Here is a 20,840-nt window from a genome sequence, read left to right as displayed (position 1 = left end):
GTTCGACGCCTCAGCACCGCCCTGCGTGGCGGCGGTGCTCCACCATCAGGCAGCGGTCCTGCACGACCAGGATGCCTGCCTCGACCAGCCGCTCGGCCACCTGGTCGTTCCGGATGCCGCTCTGCAGCCAGACGGCGCGCGGCCGGGCGGCGAGCAGGTCGTCGAGGTGCCCGGCGACGTCCTGGCCCCGCCGGAAGACATCGACGATGTCGATGGGGCCCGGGACGTCGGCCACCCGGCGATAGACCTGCTGGCCGAGGATGGTCTTCACGTCAGGATAATAGACAGGGACCGGGATCACCTCCACACCCGCGCCCTGCAGATAGCTGGGCACGTAGAAGGCAGGCTGATCCGACTGCGCCTCGGTCTTGATGCCGAGCACGGCGACGCGCCGCGCCGAGCGCACCAGCTCCGCCACCCGGGCCTCGTCGTGGCTGATATCGCGAATGTCGTCCATGGAGGGAGTCTACGCCCCAGGGCGCCGCTCGGCGACAGATCCCCGCGCTCGGGTCGCGGCAGAGTTGTGGCAGACTCGGCCGCGTGAACCTCGACCGGCTCCCCGCGCTCTGGGCCGACCTCATCCGCTCTCCCGCCTCGCTGCCCGTCGCGCTGGCGCTCTCGGCCTCCGTCCTCGCGCTCGGCTTCTTCGCCTACCGCCTGGTCTTCGCCTCGCTCTCCCGCCTCGCGGGCGCCACGCAGACGTCGCTGGACGACCTCTTGGTCCGCCGCATGCGGCTGCCGGCGCGCATGCTCGTCGCGCTGCTCGCGATGCACGCGTTCATCTCCCTTCGCGGGGGAGAGCTGCCCACGCTCCACAAGGGCGTGCTCCTCCTGGAGCTCACCCTCGCCGCGTACCTCGCCATCGAGATCGCCGAGACGCTGATCATCGACTACTGGCTCGCCGAGCGCCGGAAGGTGCTGCTCCCGGCGCTGGTGCGGCACCTCCTGCTCACGATCCTCTACCTGGTCGCCGGCCTCTCGATCGTCGGCGCGGTCACCGGGGTCGATCTCGTGCCGCTGCTCGCGACCTCGACCGTCATCACGGTGGTCCTCGGCCTCGCGCTGCAGGACACCCTGGGCAACCTCTTCGCCGGGCTCGCCCTGCACTCCGAGCGCTCGTTCGGCGTCGGGGACTGGATCCTCGTCGACGGGGTCGAGGGCCAGGTGATCTACGTGGGATGGCGCTCCACGCGCCTGAGGACGTTCTCCGGAGACGTCGTGATCCTGCCGAACTCGATCATCGCCAAGGCGCGCGTGCAGAACTTCTGCGCGCCGGACCGGAACTGCGCGCGCAACATCGAGATGCTCGTCGCGCTCGCCGCCTCCCCCGAGGCCGTGGAGCGCGCCGCCCAGCGCGCCTGCGGCGAGGTGCCCGAGGTGCTCCGCGAGCCCGCGCCGAGGCTCTGGCTCGCCTCCGTCACGCCGCTCTTCCAGCGCTACGTCATCAAGTTCTGGATCGCCGACTTCGAGCGCCACGATCTCCTGGAGTCCGAGGTCATGAAGGCGTTCTTCCGGGCGTGCCGCGACGAGGGCGTGGCGCTCAGCCCCGCCGCGGCGCAGCCGGCCCTCGCCGTCGAGATACGGCCCCCGGCAGGCGCCCCAGGGCCCGCCGAAGGCGCCGCAGGGGCCGCCGCCGGCGCCGCAGGGCCCGCGGCCGACCCGAGGGCGGCGCCGGCGGTCCTGGCGGCGATCGTCGTGGCGCCGGCCGCCCCGCCGCCGGACGCTCACCTCTGAGCCCGCGCGGGCTCGGGTCGTGGCGCCGGCCGCCCCGCCGCCGGGCGATCACCGCCGCGTCCGCGCGGGCTCAGCGGCCTGATTTGCCTTGGTGCAGCCGCCTCGCCGCGGTACCCCGGCGGCATGCCTGATCACCAGTCCGTCTCTCCCAGCAAGGTCGCGATCGTGGGTGCTGGCAGCGTCGGGGCGACGATCGCCTATGCGTGCCTGATCCGCGGCGTGGCAAAGCAGGTCGCCCTGTTCGACGCGAACCGGGCCAAGGTCGACGCTGAGGTGCTCGACCTCAACCATGGGCTGCAGTTCGTCCCGGTGGCCACGCTCGATGGCAGCGACGATGTCGAGGTCTGCCGCGGGGCGCACGTCGTCGTGATCACCGCCGGCGCGAAGCAGAAGCCCGGGCAGAGCAGGATGGACCTCGCCACCGCGAACGTCGCGATATGCCGCGAGCTCCTGCCGAGGCTCCAGGCCGTCGCGCCGGACGCGCTCTACCTGCTCGTCACGAACCCGGTCGACGTGATCACGTATGTCACGCTCAAGCTGACGGGCCTCCCGCCCGCCCGCGTGATCGGCAGCGGCACGGTGCTCGACAGCAGCCGGTTCAGGTTCCTCATCGCGAGGAAGCTCGACGTGGCCGTGCAGAACGTCCACGCGTACATCGCGGGAGAGCACGGGGACAGCGAGGTGCCGCTGTGGAGCAGCGCGAGCGTGGCGAACATCCCGCTCGACGCGTGGTCCGTGCCCGGCCACGGCGCGCTCGGCGCGAGCGACCGGGCGGAGATCTTCTCCAACGTGAAGAACGCCGCAGCCCAGGTGATCTCCGGCAAGGGCGCGACGAACTACGCTATCGGCCTCGCGACCGCCAAGATCCTGGAAGCCCTGCTCCGCGACGAGAACCGCGTGCTGCCCGTCAGCAGCCTGCTGAGCGGCTATCGCGGGATCGATGATGTCTGTCTGAGCGTGCCGTGCATCGTGAACCGGTCCGGCGTCGAGTCGCGGTTGCCCATACCGATGAGCCCCGAGGAGGAGGCGGGTGTCCGGGCCAGCGCGGACACGATCCGCAAGGCGATTCGATCGCTCGGATTCTGAGGCGACGCCCGGTGTGCCGCGACTGCCATCGCGCCCTATGATTCCCGTCGGGCCCAATCGCCCGTGCCCGTCGAAGGCGTCTATCGTCCGTCTGCCGGCCAACCCCAGCTCGTCTGCTCACCCGCCAGCCGTCCCCTGGTCCGCTTCCCCCCACGCCACCATGACAGCGCTCGTGTTGTAGAACCCCTCGACGCTCCCCCCGAACTTCGCGATCTGCCCGTAGCACGCCATCCCGAACATCGGGTTCGACGCCGCGTTCGGCGAGAGGAACGCCCGCACCTCCTCGCGGTACCGCTCGCCAAGCATCCGGAACCGCGCCGCGCAGTCGAACACCAGCGAGCCGGCCACGCCGGGCAGCGGCCCCAGCACCTTCGTCGACAGGCTCTTCGCCGCCTGGAGCACCGCGTCGGTCGCCGCGTTCACGACGCGCACCACCTGCCCGCGCGCCAGCCCCCCGGTCAGCACCACCGCGCCGTCCCCGCGGATCGCGATCGGCGACCTGATCTTCAGCGCCTCGCCGAACGGCGTCTTCGCCCCGAGCGCGTGCTTCGCCATCGTCTGGAGCAGCCCCTCGCCGCTCGAACGGAAGCCGAGCCGCGAGAGCTCCTCCTCGTACACCCGCGCCGCCGGCTGCCCGTCCAGCGTCCTGAGCACGTTCCGCTCGATGTCCGTGATCGTGAAATCCCGCCCGCCCTCGGCCGCGCGGAACCCGTGCACCACGTCGATGTTCACCCGCTGCCGGTGCGTCAGGCGCACGAGGACCGCCGCGTCCGTCAGCACCTTACGGCCCAGGAACACCCGCGCCCCCTCGAACGTCCACCCGTCGCCCGCCGTCCCGCCGAAGACGCGCGTGTGCGGCGGCACGCCCTGGCGGAGCGCGGCCACCAGATCGTCGCCGTCGCACGCGAACGCGTCCGCCAGCACCAGGATCGAGCTCGTCGCCCCGCTCCGCCCGCTGCCGCTCGAGACGGCCTCGTCCATGTCGCTCAGCGCCGCCCTGATGCTCTTGGCGTGATCCGAGCGCAGCTCGCGCGCCGCCGTGCACGCCACGTCGATGTTCGCGCCGCCGAGGAACGCGCACGTCACCCCGCTCCTGCTGAAGCCGCGCTCCGTGAACGACGCCCCGCCGGTGGTGGCTCCGACCACCGGAACGCCCGTCGCGTCCTCGACCGCGGCGAGGTAGTCCTCGTGCTTCGTCCCGCTCGGCATGGCCACGATCGCGAGCCGCGCGGGCTCCTTCCACTCCGCGACCGTCCGCTCGATCTTCCGGCCGAGCAGCCACGCGTTCCCGTCAAAGGGTCCGAGGGTCATCATCTTCATGCGCTGAAGCTCCTGCGTGCCCGGCGCCGGAGCGCGGGCTTCGGATCCAGGCCATCACCGACGAACCGCGACCGGACGGTGATATCACGCACGAGGGAGGCCTCTCCACTCCTCATGGATGGGTGCCCGCCGCGCGCGGCCGCTCGTTCGGGGGACGAGCATCGGCTCAGCTCGGATGCTGTGTTCGGGCCGCATACCTCCGCGCCGGCGCACGGCGCCCTGCTCCGCCCTGCGCGCGCGAGCGCGGCGTCGGCGTCACGAGGCGAGCGCGCGAGCGCCGTCTCTGCGAGCGCGCTCACATGCCGAGCAGCATCGGCTCCCGCTGCCGCACGAACCCCTCCACGAGCTCCCGCTGCTCGCCCGAGAGCCGCACGAAGCGCGCCCCGAACCCAGGCGGACCCTCTTCCTCTGCCTCGCGCGTCCATTCGACCACCCCCACCGCGTCGATCTCGCCGCCCTCCGCGAACGGGATCTTGAGCGCCACCGTCGTCCCCCGCGCCGGCGGCGGCCGGAAGGTCGGCACGAAGATGCCGCCGTGGTCGACGACGTCGGCCGCGGGCGCCGTCCGGTAGAAGTTCGCCGGCGACGCCGCCCCGACCCGCGCCTCGAAGCGCGGCGGCGGCGGCTGGCTCTGCGGGCGCGCCGCCGCGCGGACCTTCTCCTCGAGCGACCGGAGCGCCTGCGCGAGCTCCGAGACCTGCGCCTCGATCGCCCGGATGCCGAACGCGCTCTGCGTCGTCGCCTTCGCGAGCGGCGCCACGAGCCGCTCCACAAGCGACAGGTGGTGCCCCACGAACTCCGACACCGAGCGATCCGTCTCGACCTTCACGTCGACCCGCGGCTGCGCCACCCCCTTGAGCGCCGTGGAGAGCCGCTCCATCTCGGGCGCGAGCCACTGCTTCATCTCCCGCGCCCGCGCGTCCCCCGCCTGCGCCACCGCGGCCGCCTTCCCGATCGCCCCGCGGATGCCCTCCAGCTGCTCGCCCAGCATCGACAGCGTGCCGGTCACGCGCACGACCGGGTCGTCCTCCTTGCCGCCCATGCGCTTGATCCGCACGAAGCCCTTCTTGATCTCGTCCCACCGCGCCGCCTGCTCCGGCGTCATCCGGCCGCGCAGCTCGGCGAGCTTGAGGAGGTTCTGCTCGGCGCCCGTCGTCAGCGTCTGCGACTCGCTCACGTAGTGATCGTCGATGAGCCGGTCGACCTCCTCGTGCGTGTGCGCCGCCACGACCTTCTCGGCCAGCTTGTTCATGTTCCGGTAGCTGCCCTGCAGCTTGAACGGCGGCTCCGTCCGGAAGGCGTCGTCCTGCGACGCGCTCCGGATGTACTCGAGGTTCACGGACAGCAGCACCTTCTGCACCCGGAAGAGCCGCTCGAACACGGCGACCATCTCCGAGACCTCCGCCGCGGAGTAGGCGTGCTCGAGCTCCGTCGCGGCGATGGCCTCGCCCTGCGCCATCCGGATGAGCTTGTGCGTGTCGCCCGGCGCCCGCCCGGAGAGCGGCGCGAGCGTCGGGTTCGACGTGAGCGCGTTCTCCAGGTAGCTCAGCGCGAACAGCGCCTCCTTGCCGTCGAGGATGTCGCCGAGGTTGTACGTGTCGGCCCGGTTCGACAGCATGTCCGGGATCTGGAACCGCGCGCCCGACTCCGTGTACGGGTTGCCCGCCATCACCACGCAGAACTTCTTGCCGCGCAGGTCGTACGTCCGCGTCCGGCCCCGCCACACGCCCTCGATCCGGCGCTGCCCGTCGCAGAGCGAGATGAACTTCTGGAGCAGCTCCGTGTTCGTGTGCTGGATGTCGTCCAGGTACAGCATCACGTTGTTGCCCATCTCGAACGCGAGGTTGATCTTCTCGACCTCCTGCCGCGCCGTCGCGTTCGGGGCCTCGGCCGGGTCGAGCGACGTCACCTCGTGGCCGAGCGACGGCCCGTTCACCTTCATGAACACGAGGCCGAGCTTGCTCGCGACGTACTCCATCAGCGTCGTCTTGCCGTAGCCCGGCGGCGAGATGAGCAGCAGCATGCCCATCAGGTCGGTGCGCTTCACGTCGCCCGCGGCGCCCAGCTGCTTCGCCAGGTTCGCGCCGACGAGGGGCAGGTAGACCTCGTCGATGAGCCGGTTGCGCACGAACGAGGTGAGCACCCGCGGCGCGAACTCCTCGAGGCGCAGCCGCTTCCGCTCCCGCTCCGCGATCTCGCTCCGCACCTTCCTGTAAGCGCGGTAGCGCGGCGCCCTTTCGTGCAGGAAGTCCTCGATCCTGCTCAGGAATTCGTCGAGCCGGAGCGCGATCGCGCGCTCCTTGATGCGCGGGTGCTGCCCGAGCAGCCCCTCGACGCGGGCCTCGGTGACGGCCGCGCTCGGCTCCCGCTCGATGTGCCGCTCCGTCACGACGACGACCGCCGCCTCGAGCGCTAGGTGGGCAAGCGCGGCCGGGGGTTTGGGGGCAGAGCCCGGCTTGCCGGGCGAGCCCCCATCGTTGGCGACCGCGGCGAACCCCCTCAGCCACGCGAGCGCGAGCTCCAGCCGCTCGGCCGGGTGCTTCTCGAGCTGCCGCAGGTCCTCCTCGAACGCCGCGCGGCCGCCCGCGAGGTCGAGGCGCGCGAGCAGCGCGTCCCGCAGCGAGAGCGCCGCGTCGCTCGTCACGAACCGGGGGCGCTCCGCCGCGAGCTCCTCCACGAGGTACCGCGCCGCCACGCGCACGTCCGCCGCGCTCGCCTCGATCCGGTGCGCCGCCGCCGCCGCCGCCACGCCCTGCGCGAGCTCGGCCGCGAGCGCCGCCCGCGCCTCGCTCTCGCCGAGCTGCGCCGCGAGCCGGCCGAGGCTCCGCGCCCGCCGGTGCGCGAGGTCCCGGGCGCGCGCGTCGAGCCCCGCCCAGGTCAGGCACGCGAGGGCCCGCGGCGCGCTGCCGAAGCGCAGGAGCCCCGCCGTGGACCGCAGCGCGAGCAGCTTCTCCAGGATCAGCGCCGCGTCCGCGTCGTGCACGCCGCGCTCGTAGCCCTCGTCGTGCCGGCCCTCCGCGTACGCGCGCACCGCGCCGAGCAGCCCGCCCGGGCCGAGCGACGCCTCGCGCAGCCGCTCGATCGACAGTCCGCACAGCCCGCCTCGCCCGGCCTCCGCGTCCGCGAGCATCGAGCCCGCCAGGAACTCGCCCCGGTAGACCTCGGGGGTCTCGCTCGCGAGCTCCTGTCCCCAGAGATCGCGCGCGCCCTCGAGCGCCGGGTCCTCGATCGGCTCGAAGAAGTCGGTCCCGGTGAGGTGCAGCGCGAGCCCGTCGCCGCGCGGGACCAGCGTGAGCTCCAGGGCCTGCGTGCTCACGTTGAAGCGGTGGCGGCCCAGCTTGATGACGTCGCCGCCGCCCTCGAACAGGTCCTCGCGGTCGCGCAGCGCCCGGAGCGCGTCCTGCCGCGCCGACTTGAGCCGCGCCTCGACCTCGTCCCCCTTCACGCTGTCGCCGAGCGCGTGGAGATCGGCCGCGAGATCGCGGAGCTTCGCGACCATGGCGTCGGACGCGAAGTACGTGTTGAGCTCGTCCACGCCCGCGAAGGTGCGCGCCCGCCGCGCCACCCCCTGGACGATCCGGTCCGCCGCGGCGACGAGGTTCGAGACGCGCCGCTGCCGCTCGTCGAGCAGCGCCTGTCTCCGCGCCGCGATCGCGTCGTTCACCTCCTCGCGCTTGGCCGCGAGCTCGCCGAGGAACTCGTCGAACTCGCCGAACTTCCCCTCGAGCTCCTCGAGCTGGACGAGCAGCTTCGACAGCTCGGCGTCGCAGCGCTCGGGCGTGTCGCACACCGCGATCGCGCTCGAGACGCTCTGGCCGAACACCTTGAACTGCGCGCCGAACTCGGCGCGCCCCTCCGCGCCCCGCAGGTCCTTGCCGCGGGCGCTCAGGGTCGCGCGCGCGCGGTTCAGCTGCGCGTAGACCTCGCTGATCCCCTCCAGGATCCGGGTCCGCGCCGTGGGGTCGTCGACCTTGAGGCTCGCCACGATCTCGGCGAGCACCGAGAGCCCCTCGTTCACGGCGTCGAGATCCGCGGCGAACGGCGCGAGCTCGGGCGACTTCGCGACCGCCTCGATCTTCGCGATGAGGCCCGCGAGCCGGTCGGCCAGCGGGCGGAACGCCTGCTCGCCGAGGAGGAACGTCACGCACGCCTGGCTCACCTCGTCGGCGCGCGCGACGATCTCGGCCTCGAGCGCGTCGACGCGGCCGAGGTCCATGTACTTGAGCTCGCGGAGCGTGATGAGGTGCCCCCGCTGCCGCCGCAGCGCGGTCAGGGCCTTCAGGAACGCGTCGACGCTCGCCGCGTCCTCGGGCCGCACCCCGGAGAGCAGCTGCCGCTGCGCCGCCTCGGTCTCGGCGAGCGCGGCCGCGGCGCGCGCCTTGATGCCCTCGACCTTCTCGAACTCGTCGACGATGCTCTCGGAGACGCCCCGGAGCTCGCCCACGACCGACAGGAGATCGCCCGCCTCGGCGTGGCCGAGCCAGTAGTAGGCGTCGGTCATCCGCTCGGCGGTCTTGATGAGATCCTCGTACGTCTGCCGGGTCGGCGACCCGTCCAGCGCCGCGCGCCGCATGCTGAGCGCGTCGGAGATCCCCCGCACGAGGTCGGCGTTGCCCACCTTCGCGAGGTACGAGCCGTCGGTCGGCGCCGACGCCGCGAACTCCGCGGTCATGAACGGCGTCTGCCAGATCTGCATCGGGTGGACGCGGGTCGCCTCGTCGCCCGACGCCCGGAAGATCACCATCTTGCCGTCGTCGAAGAGGCTGTACCCGTGGCACTGGATCGGCGTCGCGATCTCCTTGCGGATCAGGTTGTACGGGAAGAGCACGTAGCGCCCCTCGACGACCTGGTGGAACACGTAGAGCACGTCTTCCCCGTTCGGCGAGCGGATGACCCGCTCGAAGACGAGGCTCTCGGTGCTGCCCTCGAAGCGCTTCGTCTCGCCGGTGATGAGGTAGTAGCCGTTCGGGAAGACGATCCCCTGGTCCTCGGGGAGGCTCAGGCAGGCGAGGCCGATCGCGTCGATGCGCGTGACCTTCCGGGTGCGGCCGTTGTAGACGAGGTAGCGGTACGAGGGCTCGCGGAACGGCTTGATCTTGAGCAGGATGAGCGGCCCGAGCCGGGCGTACTGGATGTCGGCGTCGTCGAGCGCCTGGCCCGCGTCGTCGACCGGCTCGCGGTAGATGCCGAGCCCCGTTGTCGTGTTGTTCTCGATCTTGACCGTGAGATCGCCGCCGACCGTCTCGACGAAGATCTCGCCGAGGATGGCGACGTGCGGGTGCTTGCCCTGCACGTGGTCGTCGCGCGTGGCCTGGGTCCAGGCGAAGTCGTGGGCGCGCGGGCGGACGTTGTCCTCGTCGCCGCGCGCGTCGAGGTACCGGACGCGCCCGGTCGCGTCGATGCTCCAGCGGAACACCTTGGTGTCGCGCTCGGTCGCGCCGACCTGGAAGATGGCGAGCAGCCGCGTGTCGCTGCGCCGCAGCTGGAGCAGCCGGGGCTCCTTGACGTAGCGGTGGAGGTCCTTGAATTCCTTGACGAAGTTGGGGTCGCCGAGGAGCGCGTCGCCCTCCTCGAGCGGCGCGGGGGACAGGTCGAAGGCGCCGCCGTCCTTCGCGAAGCGGTGGAGGCTGAAGACGTCGCCGACGTTGACCTCCTTCAGCCCCATGAACACGAGGTAGCCGACGAGCAGCTTGCCCCGGATGCTCACGATGTCGCGCGGCACGCAGTTGTTCTCGGTCCTGACGCGGGCGTTCTCGAGGAGCGCCAGGTCCGTGCCGCCGAACACCTCTTTGCGCCGCGCGTTGAGCGCCTCGGCGCGGCGGGCGAGCTCCTCGGCGCGCTCGACGAGCCTCCGCCGGATGACCTCGTAATTGCCCCCATCCAGCGGCTCCGCCGCCTGCGGCGGGGACGCCCCCGCCGCCCGGGCCGCGCCGTCCAAGGCCCCTGTCGACACCATGCATGCTCCGTGTGGTCAGCCGAAAGGCCCGCCCCCGCGTCGAATCCGCGCGGGCCTCGGCCTGCCCGCGGCCAGGTTACAGCCGTTCGCCGCGTCCGGGGGGCGAGATGGCGACCGCGCGGCGGGGCCGCCGCGAGGCGGCGTTCTCGGCGTCGGCGGCGGGATGTCTTCCGAGGATGTCAAGCCCGAGCGACGCCGCCGTCGTTCACGCGCCGCCGCGCCGCCGCGTCGCCCGCGGATTCCGTCGCGCCTCGGCGGGCGGCGCGTCGGGAACCCGCCATGCCGTGAAATCCGCTTGCTCCACGGGGGTGGTTGCGTTGCGATGAGCGGGAACGAGGGCAACCCACATGTCGATGCAAGCGCGCGCCTGTGCGACGCGCGCTTACGCCGTCTCCAGCGCACCTCGTCGGTCGAGGCGCCTCGCGGCGTGGCTTGGACAGCGTGGCGACCTTCTGCAGCAAGTTGGGATGGTGGCGTCGATGGGCTTGGGAAAGAGACTTACTTCCGTGCTCCTCGTCGTGCTCGCCGGCTCGCTCGTCGCCTGCGGCGGCGACGACGGGGGCGGCGGCGAGGGCGGCGCGGGCGGCGGCGTGGGCGGGGCGGGCGGCGGCGGAGCCGCGGGCACCGGCGGCGAGGATACGAGCGGGGGATTCGGCGGGTTCATGACGGTCGGATCGGGCGGGAGCGGCGGCGGGGGCGATCCCTGCGAGTCGCCGGATCCTCCGCCGGAGTGCGACGCGGTGGAGCCGGCGTGCGGCGACGGCGAGATCAACCAGGCGAGCGAGGCGTGCGACGACGGGAACAGCCTTCCCGGGGACTGCTGCTCTGGCGCCTGCAAGGTGGAGCCGTACTGCGTTTGCGAGCCCGGAGAGCTCTGTCACACGACGATCGCCTGCGGCAACGGGGCGGTGGAGCCCGGCGAGAGCTGCGAGGACGGGAACACCGCCTCGGGCGACGGCTGCGACGATCGCTGCCAGAGGGAGCCGGGCGACTGGGTCTGCCGGACCCCGGGCGAGCCGTGTTACCGGCTCCACTCGTGCGGCGACGGGCGCGTCTCGGGCGGGGAGAGCTGCGACGACGGGAACGCGGTGTCCGGAGACGGGTGCTCCGAGGTCTGCGCGCTGGAGGACCCCGGCAGCGTCACGTGCCCTGTCCCAGGGCAGCCCTGCAAGCCGGTGGAGCGCTGCGGCGACGGCCGCCTGCGGCCGACCGAGCGGTGCGACGACGGGAACACGGAGCCGGGTGACGGCTGCTCGCCGAGCTGCCTTGTGGAGGCTGGCTGGAAATGCCCGGACGGCGTGCACTGCACGTTCACGGTCGTGTGCGGCGACGGACAGATCGGGGTGGGCGAGGCGTGCGACGACCGCAACACGGTCTCCGGCGACGGCTGCTCGTCGACCTGCGCGCTCGAGGCCGGGTTCGACTGCGCGCGCGCGGGGAGCCGCTGCACGGCGGTCTGCGGCGACGGGCGCGTCGTCGCGGGCGAGGACTGCGACGACGGCGACACGAGGAACGGCGACGGGTGCGACGCCAGCTGCAAGTGGGAGCCTGGCCTCGTGTGCCAGTCCGCGCCCGGCGGCTACACCTGCCGCGCTACCGTCTGCAACGACGGGAAGAGGGAGGGCTCGGAGCCGTGTGATGACGGCAATGCCAACCTCGGCGACGGCTGCACGCCGTTCTGCCAGGTCGAGCCGGATTGCGGCGACAGCGGGTGCACGTCGGCCTGCGGCGACGGGCTGCGCCTCGGCGACGAGGAGTGCGACGACGGCAACACGAGGAGCGGCGACGGCTGCTCGTCCGGGTGCACGGTCGAGCCGGGGTACAGCTGCAGGAACGATTCGGTCCTGGGCGACGAGCTCCGCGTGCCGATCGTGTACCGCGACTTCAAGGCAGGTCAGCCGAATTTCGAGCCCGGGACCAACCCTCCGGACGGCATCGTCACGGGCATCGTGCAGAGCGCGCTCGGCGCCGACGGCAAGCCCCAGTTCGCCGCGGCGCGACCGAATGCCTTCCTCACGAACGCCACGGACTTCAGCCGCTGGTACAACGACTCGTCCCTCTCGAAGACGGTCGTGGACTGGCTCCCGCTCGCGCGCGTCGGGACGTCGGACGTGTTCCTCTTCGAGGATCACCTGTTCTTCCCGCTCGACGGCAAGGGCTGGCAGGACCCGTCGGTGCCGGCGGCGCAGCGGGAGGCGAGCCGCGAGGCCCGCGACCCGTTCAACAACTGGGACGTGGCGGGCAGTCACAATTTCTACTTCACGAGCGAGGTCCGCTATTGGTTCGAGTACCGCGGCGGGGAGCGGCTCGATTTCTACGGGGACGACGACGTCTGGGTGTTCATCAACAACCGGCTCCGCATCGACCTGGGCGGCATCCACACCCCGATGGGGACCGGCGAGGTCGCCGGCGTCGAGGACGATCGCGGGACGGTGCGCATGGATGACCTCGGCCTCACGGTGGGGCGCGTCTACGAGGTCGTCGTGTTCCAGGCGGAGCGCCACACCACGGCGTCGAGCTACAAGCTGACGCTCGGCGGCTTCAACGCGGCCTCGTCCGTCTGCGAGCCCGTGTGCGGCGACGGCATCGTCACGCCGGACGAGCAGTGCGACGACGAGGACGAGAACGGCCCGGGGTACGGGAAGTGCTCCACGAGCTGCACGCTGGGGCTCTACTGCGGCGACGGGGTGACGACCTCGCCGTACGAGATCTGCGACGACGGCACCAACCTGGGCGGCTATGGCTCCGAGGCTTGCGCGCCGGGCTGCGTGGCGGCCCCCCGCTGCGGGGACGAGGAGATCGACAGCCAGTTCGGCGAGGAGTGCGACGACGGGGTGAACGACGGCCGCTACGGCGGGTGCACGGCGGAGTGCCTGATCGGGCCGCGGTGCGGCGACGCGGTCGTCCAGGAGCCCAACGAGACGTGCGACGACGGGGTGAACGACGGCCGCTACGGCGGGTGCACGCCGGAGTGCGGCGACGCGGCGAAGTGCGGCGACGGGGTCACCCAGGACGCGTGGGGCGAGGAGTGCGACGACGGGGTGAACGACGGCAGCATGGGCTGCCTCGGTTGCCGGATCGGCGCCGTCTGCGGCGACGGGAGCGTGCAGCGGGAGCTCGGCGAGGAGTGCGACGACGGAGCGAACGACGGCGGCTACGGCGAGTGCGCGCCGGGCTGCGTGTACGGCCCGCGCTGCGGCGACGGCGTGACCCAGGCGCCGCCCGAGCAGTGCGACGACGGGGAGAACGACGGCGGCTACGGCGAGTGCGCGCCGGGCTGCGTGTTCGGCCCGCACTGCGGCGACGGCGTGCGGCAGGCGGCGTTCGAGGAGTGCGACGACGGCAACACCGCGAGCGGCGACGGCTGCAGCGCCACGTGCCACAACGAGGTCCACTGATCCAGGGCGAGCCCTGACGGCAACGGGAGCGCGGCGGCTCGCCTGGGCCGCCGTGCTCGCGTGGAGGACCGCCTCGGCCGCCGTGCTGCCGTCCCGACAGCTCAGAACACGTTGCCCGAGGCGCCCGCCGAGCCGGCGTCGCCCAGGGCGGTGCCGACCGTGCCAGCCGCGCGCGACGACGTTGCCCGTGAGCGACACCGACGTGCCGATCCTCCGCCCCCGCACACCTGTGCTGGAGGGGGAGCCGTGTTACTGTATCTGTGTGCTCATGCTGTCAACGTCTGGCGAGCCGTGTTGCGGCGGGACATTCGTGCTCTCGGCGCCGCGTCGGCGCGACGGGGGCTATTGAACACGCGGGCTATCGAAAAGGGGTACCATGCGAAATTCGACATCTGGAGTGCTCACGTTGCTTGCGCTCCTTCCGGGGTTCCTTCTCGGGTGCTCCGGCGAGGATGCGCCCGGCTCCACGGCGGCATCTCCGACGTTCCATCGAGACGTCGAGCCGCTGCTGCAGAAGCACTGCATGAGCTGCCATTCTCCGGGCAACATCGCCCCGTTCAGCCTGACGGAGTACGACTCCGCGCACAGCGTGGCCAGCCTGCTCGCGCGCTCGGCGCGAGAGCGCACGATGCCGCCGTGGGGCGCGATGGAGACGGACGAGTGCCATCCTCCTCACGGCTGGAAGGACGATCTCCGGTTGACCGAGGAGGAGATAGCGCTCCTCGAGGCGTGGGCCGCCTCGGGCGCTCCCGAAGGGGATCCGGCGGACGCGCCGCCCCCGTTCGTGGCCGAGGCGCCGGGGCTGCCCGGCGTCGAGCTGGAGGTCGCGCCGAAGGAGCCGTTCGTCGCGAGCGGCGACGCCGATCAGTTCCGGTGTTTCGTGATGGATCCTGGGCTCACGGAGGCGCGGTACATCAACGGCGTGCACCTCATGCCGGGCAACAGCAAGGTGGTGCACCACGCGCTGGTGTTCCTCGACAGGGACGGCGCATCGGATGCGCTCGTGGATGAGCACGGCGGATACGACTGCTTTGGCGGCCCCGGGTTCTCCGGCGAGCTCGTCGCCGCGTGGGCGCCGGGGGGAGTCCCCATCGAGCTCGAGCCGAACATCGGCGCTGAGCTCCCGGCGGGCGCGCGGCTGGTGATGCAGGTCCACTATCACCCGGCCGGGACGACCGCCGAGCCCGACGCGACGCGGCTCCAGCTGCGCTTCACCCAGGGCGTTCCGGAGTGGCTCATGGGCATCGCGCTGATCGGCAACTTCGAGTCTCCCTTCGCGCAGGGGCGCGGCCTCCTCCCCGGGCCGGACGACGCGGATGGCGTCGAGTTCCGGATCCCCGCCGGCGCGAAAGGCCATGTCGAGACGATGCAGTTCAAGCTGCCCGCGGCGGTGTCTGCCAAGGAGGTGTACCTCTACGGCGCGGGCACGCACATGCACTATGTCGGCACGGACATGAAGGTCACCCTCGCGCGCGAGGAGGGCGCCGCCGGCGCGCCTGAGGAGCAGTGCCTGGTGCAGACGCCGAGGTGGGACTTCTCGTGGCAGCGCGGGTTCTACTACGACGCTCCCATCGAGCGGCTCCCGCGCCTCCGCGGCGGCGATCTGCTGACGATGCGCTGCACTTACGACAACTCGAACAGCAATCCATTCCTCGCGAAGGCGCTCAAGGAGCAGCACCTCCCCGCCCCGGTGGACGTGCACCTCGGCGAGAGCACCCTCGACGAGATGTGCCTCGCCGCCGTGATCCACGTGACGAGGAATTAGGAGCGATCCGTGTATTGATGGGGGTGGGAGCTCGGTAGCGGTCGACGACGGCCATCCTAACGTTTACGTGGTCGTGGACGTGCTCGTGGTCGTGGTCGTGGTCGTTCACGGCCTACCGTTGACGTCCACGACCACGACCACGACCACGACCACGAATACGACCACGACCACGAATACGACCACGACCACGACCACGACCACGACCACATTGGTGACCGATGGTGGGGTGGAGGGGGGTGGGCTTCATGCGCTGAGCGCGACCAAACGAGCTTGGTGAACGCTGATACCCCCACCGTCTCCTGTGCGGGAGAGCGCCGCTCAGGCGCGCGGGGGGCGGGGCTTCACGAGCTCGTCGATGCCGAGCTCACGCGCCTTCTGGGCCAGCGCCTCGATCTTCTTCTTCCCGTCGGCGTCGGCGCTCGGCAGGAGCGACGTCAGCATCCCCGACAGCGTGCCGTCCGAGGGCCTCCCCCCGTGCGCGACGAGCTGCTTCAGGTCCTCCGTGACGCTCGCGTTGCCGTTCAGGTAGTCGCTGGCCAGGGCGCGCACCGTGGCGCTCTGGTCGACCAGCCCGTCGACCGACTGGCCCAGGGTGACCGCCTTGACGAAGCGATCGAAGAACGCCCCGTCGCCGCCGACGATGTTGATCTTCGCGTGCTCGAACGCCCCATGCAGGATCTCGGCCTGCGCCTTGGCGATCTCGGCCCGGATGCGCAGCGACTCGAGCTCCACCGCCCGCTCCTTCTCGAGCCGGAGGCGGAACTCCTCGTGCTCGCGCCCGACGCCGTCGAGCGCCTTCATCGCCGCCGCCTTCTCCGCCGTGCCCGCCGCCTCGGCCAGGAGCCGCTGCTTGATCGCGGTCGCCTCGGCGAGGCCCGTCTTCTCCAGGGCGAGCGCCTCGGCCTCGCGCGTCCGCGCGGCCGCGAGCCCCTTCTGCTCGATGCCCGCCGCCTCGGCGAGGAGCCGCTCCTTCGCGACGAGCGCCTCGGCGCGCCCCTGCTTCTCGATCGCCATCGCCTCGGCCTCCTTGACCATCACCCGCGCGAGGCCCTGCTTCTCCTCGCCGGCGGCGGCGGCGTTCATCTTCTCGAGCGTCACGCGCGCCTCGGCGAACCCCTGCTTCTCGATCGCCTGCGCGTCGGCCTCCTTCACCCGGATGCGCGCCAGCCCCTCGGCCGCGGACTCGGCCTGCAGGCCCTCGGCCAGGCGGATCTTCGCCCGCGCGGCCTTGTCGCTCGCCTCGAGCTCGGCGTCGGCCGTGATGAGCCTCTCGCGCGCCCGGAACTTCGCCGCCTCCTCGCTCGCCTCGGCGCCCTTGAGCTGCTTGACGAGCTGCTCCTGCGCCTCGGCCTCCGCGTTGATGCGCGTCACGTCCTTGAGGCGCGTCGCCTCGGCCACCGCGCGCACGTCCTTGATGCGCTCCTCCTCCTCGGCCACCGTCTTGTCGACCGCGATCCTCGCCCGGACCACGTCGGCGATGTCCTTCTTCTGGAGCTCGATCTCCTTCTCGCGCGCGATCTGCTGGAGCATCACGTCGCGCTCGCGGCTCACGATCTCGAGCTGACGCGCCTTCTCGACGCGCTCGGTCTCGACCGCGACCTCCCGCTCCTTGTTCTTCTGGGCGACCGAGACGCCGCGCTCCTTCGCCTCGCGGGCGACGAAGGCCTCCTCGTCGTTCTTCTCCTGGAGGAGCACCGTCTTCTTGCGCTCCTCGCTCGTGATGCGGGCGGCCTCGTTCTGCTCGCGCGCCTGCGCCACCGAGATCTCCTTGTTCTTCTTCGCCTCGGCCTCGGCCCGGCGCTGATCGAAGCGGAAGATGGCCTCGTCGGAGTTCAGGTTCTGGCTGCCGATCTCCATCCGCTCCTTCTGGCGGAGCTCGTTCGTCAGCACGTTCTGCGCGACCGTGAGCTCGGTGATCTTCCGGATGCCCTCGGCATCCATGATGTTGTCCTTGTCGAGCAGGTCGATGGGCGTCTGCTCCAGGTAGTCGATCGCCGCGTCGGCCAGCACGAACCCGCTCAGGTCCTTGCCGATGACGTCGATGATGTCGTCCTTGAACTTCTGCCGCTCCTTGTAGAGGTCCTCGAAGTTCAGGCGCTTGCCGACCGTCTTGAGGGCCTCGGAGAACTTCGCGGCGAAGAGCTGCTCGAGCGTCTCCGGGTTCGACGCGCGGACGCAGCCGATGGTCCGCCCGACCGTGCGCACGTCGTCCTGCGTCTTGTTCACCTGCACGAAGAAGGTGACCTTGATGTCCGCGCGGATGTTGTCCTTGCAGATGAGGCCTTCCTTGCCGCGCCGGTCGATCTCGATCGTCTTGACCGAGATATCCATGTACTCGGCGCGGTGGATGATCGGCAGCACCAGCGTCCCCGTGAAGGTGACGATGGGGTCCTGGCCTCTCGTGTTGATGATCAGCGCCTTGCCCTGATCCACCTGGCGGTAGAACTTGGCGTACATCACCAGCATCCCGAGGGCGACGAAGGCGAGGACGCCGACGAGGACGATGATTAAGGGGACGGTCACAGTGGGCACGCGGAGCTCCTTCGCGTTTCGGTGGAGGGGAGGGCGCCGGCCCCCGCGTTCACGTCGGTGAGGGTCGGACGTCCAGGCCCGCTCAGAGCCGGGTCGGGGGTCGAATGACGCCCCCTCGGGGACGAGCGTACACGAAACCGCCTGCCCGACAGAGGCGTTCAGCCGCGGCGCCCACGCCGGCGTTCAGCCGCGGCGCCCACGCCGGCGTTCAGCCGCGGCGCTGCCGCTCGTCCGCTGCGCGCGCCGCGGGCGCTTCTTCCTCCTCGACGCCGGCCGGGCGAGCTTCCATGCGGGACGCACCCCGCTCGGTCAGGGGAGGGGGAGGGCCCAGCAGGGCGTCGAGCGGCTCGACGCCGAAGACCTCTCGGTCCGGGTCCCAGCTCACGAGCAGCGCGCGGTCGCCCCGGCGGAGCGCGCCGGGCGTGTCGCACCGGACGTCGAGGATGTGGCTCGCCCCGCCCTCGTCGATCGTGGCCTGACCGAAGCGCTCGTCGACGCGCCCGGTGGAGATGACGCACACGCGGCCCACGAGATCCTTCTTCGACTGGGCGTGCCGGGTCACGAACAGCGGGCCGAGCGGCCGCACCGCGAGCGATGTCAAGAGCACGGCCGCGACGAGCGAGCCCGCGAGCACCGCGAGGCCGAGCGTCCAGCCAGGCAGGCCCCAGCCGAGCCAGAGCGGCCCGACGAGCACCGTCGACAGGGCGCTCGTGAACCAGCCGAACGTCGCGATCAGCGAGAGCGTCACGGTCGCCGGCACGCGGTGCAGCTCCAGGGCCGCGAGCAGCGAGCCGACGCCGTGCGCGCCGTCGGCCCCGTCGGCCCCGTCGGCCAGACCCTCCGCGGCGCCCTTGGCGGCGCCCTCGAGCGCGCCCTTGGCGGCACCTTCGAGCGCGCCCTTGGCGGCGCCCTCAAGCGCGCCCTTGGCGGCGCCTTCGAGCCCGCCCAGGTCGGGCGCGGCGTCGCCGTGGGCGCCGCCGAGCAGGTCGAGGTCGAGCGCGCCCAAGAGGACGAACAGCCAGTAGATGAGCGCGAGCGCAAGCAAGACCGTGAAGATCACGGCAGGGAACGCGAGCGATGCGGCGAGCACCTCGGCCATAGGTAGACGCGGGCTGGGCGCAGGATGCGGCGCCTTCGACCGGCCTCTCCGATAGGATCACAAGGAGCGAAGCGATGGGGCCAAATTCGGCCGCCCAGCGTGCCGCCGAAAAGACTTGACTTGCCTGGGTGGGCACTCGATCGCGGAGCGCACCGTGGGGGCGCTGCGCGCCGCGCAGACGCCCGGAGTGCGGCCAAGCCGCCCTGCCATGGAGCCGCTTCATCCAACGGGGCGCTTTGCGACCCGAGGCGTGCGCGGTGATCCACCCTGGTATGCTTGAACCGCTCCGGTCTCTCTTTCCTCCATATCTTGCGAGGGTGCTCGATCTTCTGGCCCGGGTATTCACGCATTCTCGTCGGGAGACCTGACAGGCTCTTCGCAGGCCTCCGCCGCGCGCGGGCGGTTGCAGAGGGGGGAGGCGGTGGTAGTTTTAGGTGTGGGGTCGACCCGCTCCGGCGTTGGTGGGCGCGGGGTGCGTCGTCGGCGCGAAGGCTACGCTGCGCGTCGAACCAGCTCACGATGAGCGCTGGATAAAAGTGCGGCTCACGCCGACCGGACTCCGAGCGACGGCACGCGCGCCCCCGGCCGGAGGCGCGTGCTCGTCGCAGCTTCCATAGCGAACGCAGGCGAATGGCGATGAGGAGCGAGGTGAGCCATGACAGACAAGGATTTGTGGCCAGAACAGGACATGTCGAGCAGCGCCGGCGACATCCGGATCGCTGAAACGCTTCAGCGTGCAATCGCTCTCTTTCCGGAGCAGTGGGCGGCTGCCGCGGCACGCGTGAGGACCGGTGACCTCGTCGACGACCTCGTGAACGTGAGTCCAGGCGCATACGACCTCACTGCTTCATCTCTTCTCGCTTCCGCGTCGGCATGGGCATACTCGGACAACGAGGAAGTCATCAGGATGCTAGAACGACGCGGATTCTCGAATGTCTGTGTCACGGTCAAGTTCAATAATCAGGGTTTTCTCATGGATTCGCTCGCGCACTTCGTCCTGAGCAGGGATGGGCGTGTGGGAATCCTCGTTTTTCGTGGATCGCAGCTGCAGCCTCTGACCAATTGGTTGGCCAATATCAATATGAAGACGGAGGCGTTCTATGCCGCCGGACGTGTGCACGGAGGCTTTTATCACGGCATTCTGTCGGTATGGTCACGTGTGAGAAATTACCTTGTCGCCGCCCAGAACGGTGAGTCAATCTGTCGAGCATCGCAGCGCGACGCGATAAACAAGCGCTGCGCTCAGGAGCCCTGGACGGAGGATGTCCGTGTGTCCTGTGACGAGGTGTCGGGTTTGCCGAAGCAAGATGACGAATCTCGCAAAAAGGAGAGACTGCGGTCCATGGTGGGGGCGCTCGAGGACGCGCTCCGGTTCAAGATGGAGGCGCTCTACATCACCGGCCACAGCCTGGGCGGCGCGCTCGCCGTCCTCGCGGCGGCGCTGATCTACTCGGACGAGAAGCTCCGTGAGTTGCGGCCGCTGTTGCGCGGAATCTACACATTCGGACAGCCGATGGTCGGCGACCAGGCTTTTGCCACGAAGTTTCAGGGAGAGTTCGGGAGCAAGCTCTTCCGGCACGTCTATTCCCGAGATATTATCCCGCACTTGCCGCCGCGCTCGGCAGGGATCTTCGAGCACTTCGGTCAGGAGTACATCTCTTCGATAGAAGGCTGGATCAGCAACAGGGGGCCGACTGCAGCCCAGGTGCGCATCGGGGGGGTCGCCATGCTCGGCAGCGCTCTTTCGTGGCTCGGTGAGCAGTTCTCCCCTCGCGGCCTGCTCCCCGACCTCGGACCCGTGGGATGGCTCGCGAAGAAGATCGTTCCTCCCTTCCTGCGTGAACCGCTCCTGCTCCGCTATTCGCTGGGCGATCATATGCCAATCAATTACCTCCGCGCCTCCCGTGGACCCGTCCCTGGCAGCGAGTTCTTGTGAGCGAGCGCCTTCGT

The 20,840-nt window shown here is 70.8% G+C and carries 10 protein-coding genes; 5 read left to right on the top strand and 5 right to left on the bottom strand.

The features are described 5' to 3' along the window. Window positions 1-10: 10 nt before the first annotated feature. Window positions 11-457 (bottom strand): CoA-binding protein, encoded by a 447-nt coding sequence (locus WMF29_RS28285; RefSeq protein ID WP_437323251.1) that lies wholly within the window; start codon window positions 455-457, stop codon window positions 11-13. An 83-nt stretch (window positions 458-540) separates the two neighbouring features. Here WMF29_RS28285 and WMF29_RS28280 point away from each other — a divergent pair, with 83 nt between their 5' ends. Next, window positions 541-1,734 carry a mechanosensitive ion channel family protein gene (locus WMF29_RS28280; protein ID WP_437323250.1) on the top strand — a complete coding sequence of 398 codons (1,194 nt, stop codon included), beginning with the start codon at window positions 541-543 and terminating at the stop codon, window positions 1,732-1,734. A gap of 123 nt (window positions 1,735-1,857) precedes the next feature. Next, window positions 1,858-2,820: an L-lactate dehydrogenase gene (locus tag WMF29_RS28275; RefSeq protein WP_437323249.1), complete on the top strand. Its 963-nt coding sequence runs from the start codon at window positions 1,858-1,860 to the stop codon at window positions 2,818-2,820. Between the two features lie 117 nt (window positions 2,821-2,937). Here the strand turns inward: WMF29_RS28275 and WMF29_RS28270 are convergent, their stop codons facing one another. Beyond that, entirely contained in the window at window positions 2,938-4,140 is a 1,203-nt protein-coding gene (locus tag WMF29_RS28270) for an FIST signal transduction protein (RefSeq protein WP_437323248.1), read from the bottom strand. Between the two features lie 295 nt (window positions 4,141-4,435). Next, a complete protein-coding gene (locus tag WMF29_RS28265; RefSeq protein ID WP_437323247.1) occupies window positions 4,436-10,096 on the bottom strand; it encodes a DNA repair ATPase in 5,661 nt (1,886 codons plus the stop codon). A 479-nt stretch (window positions 10,097-10,575) separates the two neighbouring features. Here WMF29_RS28265 and WMF29_RS28260 point away from each other — a divergent pair, with 479 nt between their 5' ends. Together WMF29_RS28260 and WMF29_RS28255 are read left to right on the top strand one after the other, a co-directional pair. Beyond that, window positions 10,576-13,494 carry a DUF4215 domain-containing protein gene (locus WMF29_RS28260; RefSeq protein WP_437323246.1) on the top strand — a complete coding sequence of 973 codons (2,919 nt, stop codon included), beginning with the start codon at window positions 10,576-10,578 and terminating at the stop codon, window positions 13,492-13,494. 376 nt (window positions 13,495-13,870) lie between these two features. Then, complete coding sequence (locus WMF29_RS28255; RefSeq protein WP_437323245.1) at window positions 13,871-15,259, top strand: hypothetical protein; 1,389 nt, start codon at window positions 13,871-13,873, stop codon at window positions 15,257-15,259. Between the two features lie 318 nt (window positions 15,260-15,577). Here WMF29_RS28255 and WMF29_RS28250 read toward each other — a convergent pair whose 3' ends face one another. Then, window positions 15,578-17,791, bottom strand: coding sequence for a hypothetical protein (locus WMF29_RS28250; protein ID WP_437323244.1), 2,214 nt, complete (start codon window positions 17,789-17,791; stop codon window positions 15,578-15,580). Window positions 17,792-17,999: 208 nt separating this feature from the next. Next, complete coding sequence (locus WMF29_RS28245; RefSeq protein ID WP_437323243.1) at window positions 18,000-18,890, bottom strand: glycine zipper family protein; 891 nt, start codon at window positions 18,888-18,890, stop codon at window positions 18,000-18,002. A gap of 655 nt (window positions 18,891-19,545) precedes the next feature. Here WMF29_RS28245 and WMF29_RS28240 point away from each other — a divergent pair. Beyond that, window positions 19,546-20,826 carry a lipase family protein gene (locus tag WMF29_RS28240; protein WP_437323242.1) on the top strand — a complete coding sequence of 427 codons (1,281 nt, stop codon included), beginning with the start codon at window positions 19,546-19,548 and terminating at the stop codon, window positions 20,824-20,826. Window positions 20,827-20,840 lie beyond the last annotated feature (14 nt).

This window comes from Sorangium sp. So ce381 (genome assembly GCF_051473845.1).
In the GTDB taxonomy this organism is placed as follows: domain Bacteria; phylum Myxococcota_A; class Polyangia; order Polyangiales; family Polyangiaceae; genus Sorangium; species Sorangium atrum.
Note: the sequence above shows the minus strand (reverse complement) of the source record. Positions and strands in the feature narration are given on the sequence as shown.

Coding starts and splice junctions, on each gene's coding strand:
- WMF29_RS28265 (WP_437323247.1), bottom strand. CDS start 10,096: ATGGTGTCGACAGGGGCCTTGGACGGCGCGGCCCGGGCGGCGGGGGCG.
- WMF29_RS28245 (WP_437323243.1), bottom strand. CDS start 18,890: ATGGCCGAGGTGCTCGCCGCATCGCTCGCGTTCCCTGCCGTGATCTTC.
- WMF29_RS28255 (WP_437323245.1), top strand. CDS start 13,871: ATGCGAAATTCGACATCTGGAGTGCTCACGTTGCTTGCGCTCCTTCCG.
- WMF29_RS28285 (WP_437323251.1), bottom strand. CDS start 457: ATGGACGACATTCGCGATATCAGCCACGACGAGGCCCGGGTGGCGGAG.
- WMF29_RS28260 (WP_437323246.1), top strand. CDS start 10,576: ATGGGCTTGGGAAAGAGACTTACTTCCGTGCTCCTCGTCGTGCTCGCC.
- WMF29_RS28270 (WP_437323248.1), bottom strand. CDS start 4,140: ATGAAGATGATGACCCTCGGACCCTTTGACGGGAACGCGTGGCTGCTC.
- WMF29_RS28240 (WP_437323242.1), top strand. CDS start 19,546: ATGACAGACAAGGATTTGTGGCCAGAACAGGACATGTCGAGCAGCGCC.
- WMF29_RS28275 (WP_437323249.1), top strand. CDS start 1,858: ATGCCTGATCACCAGTCCGTCTCTCCCAGCAAGGTCGCGATCGTGGGT.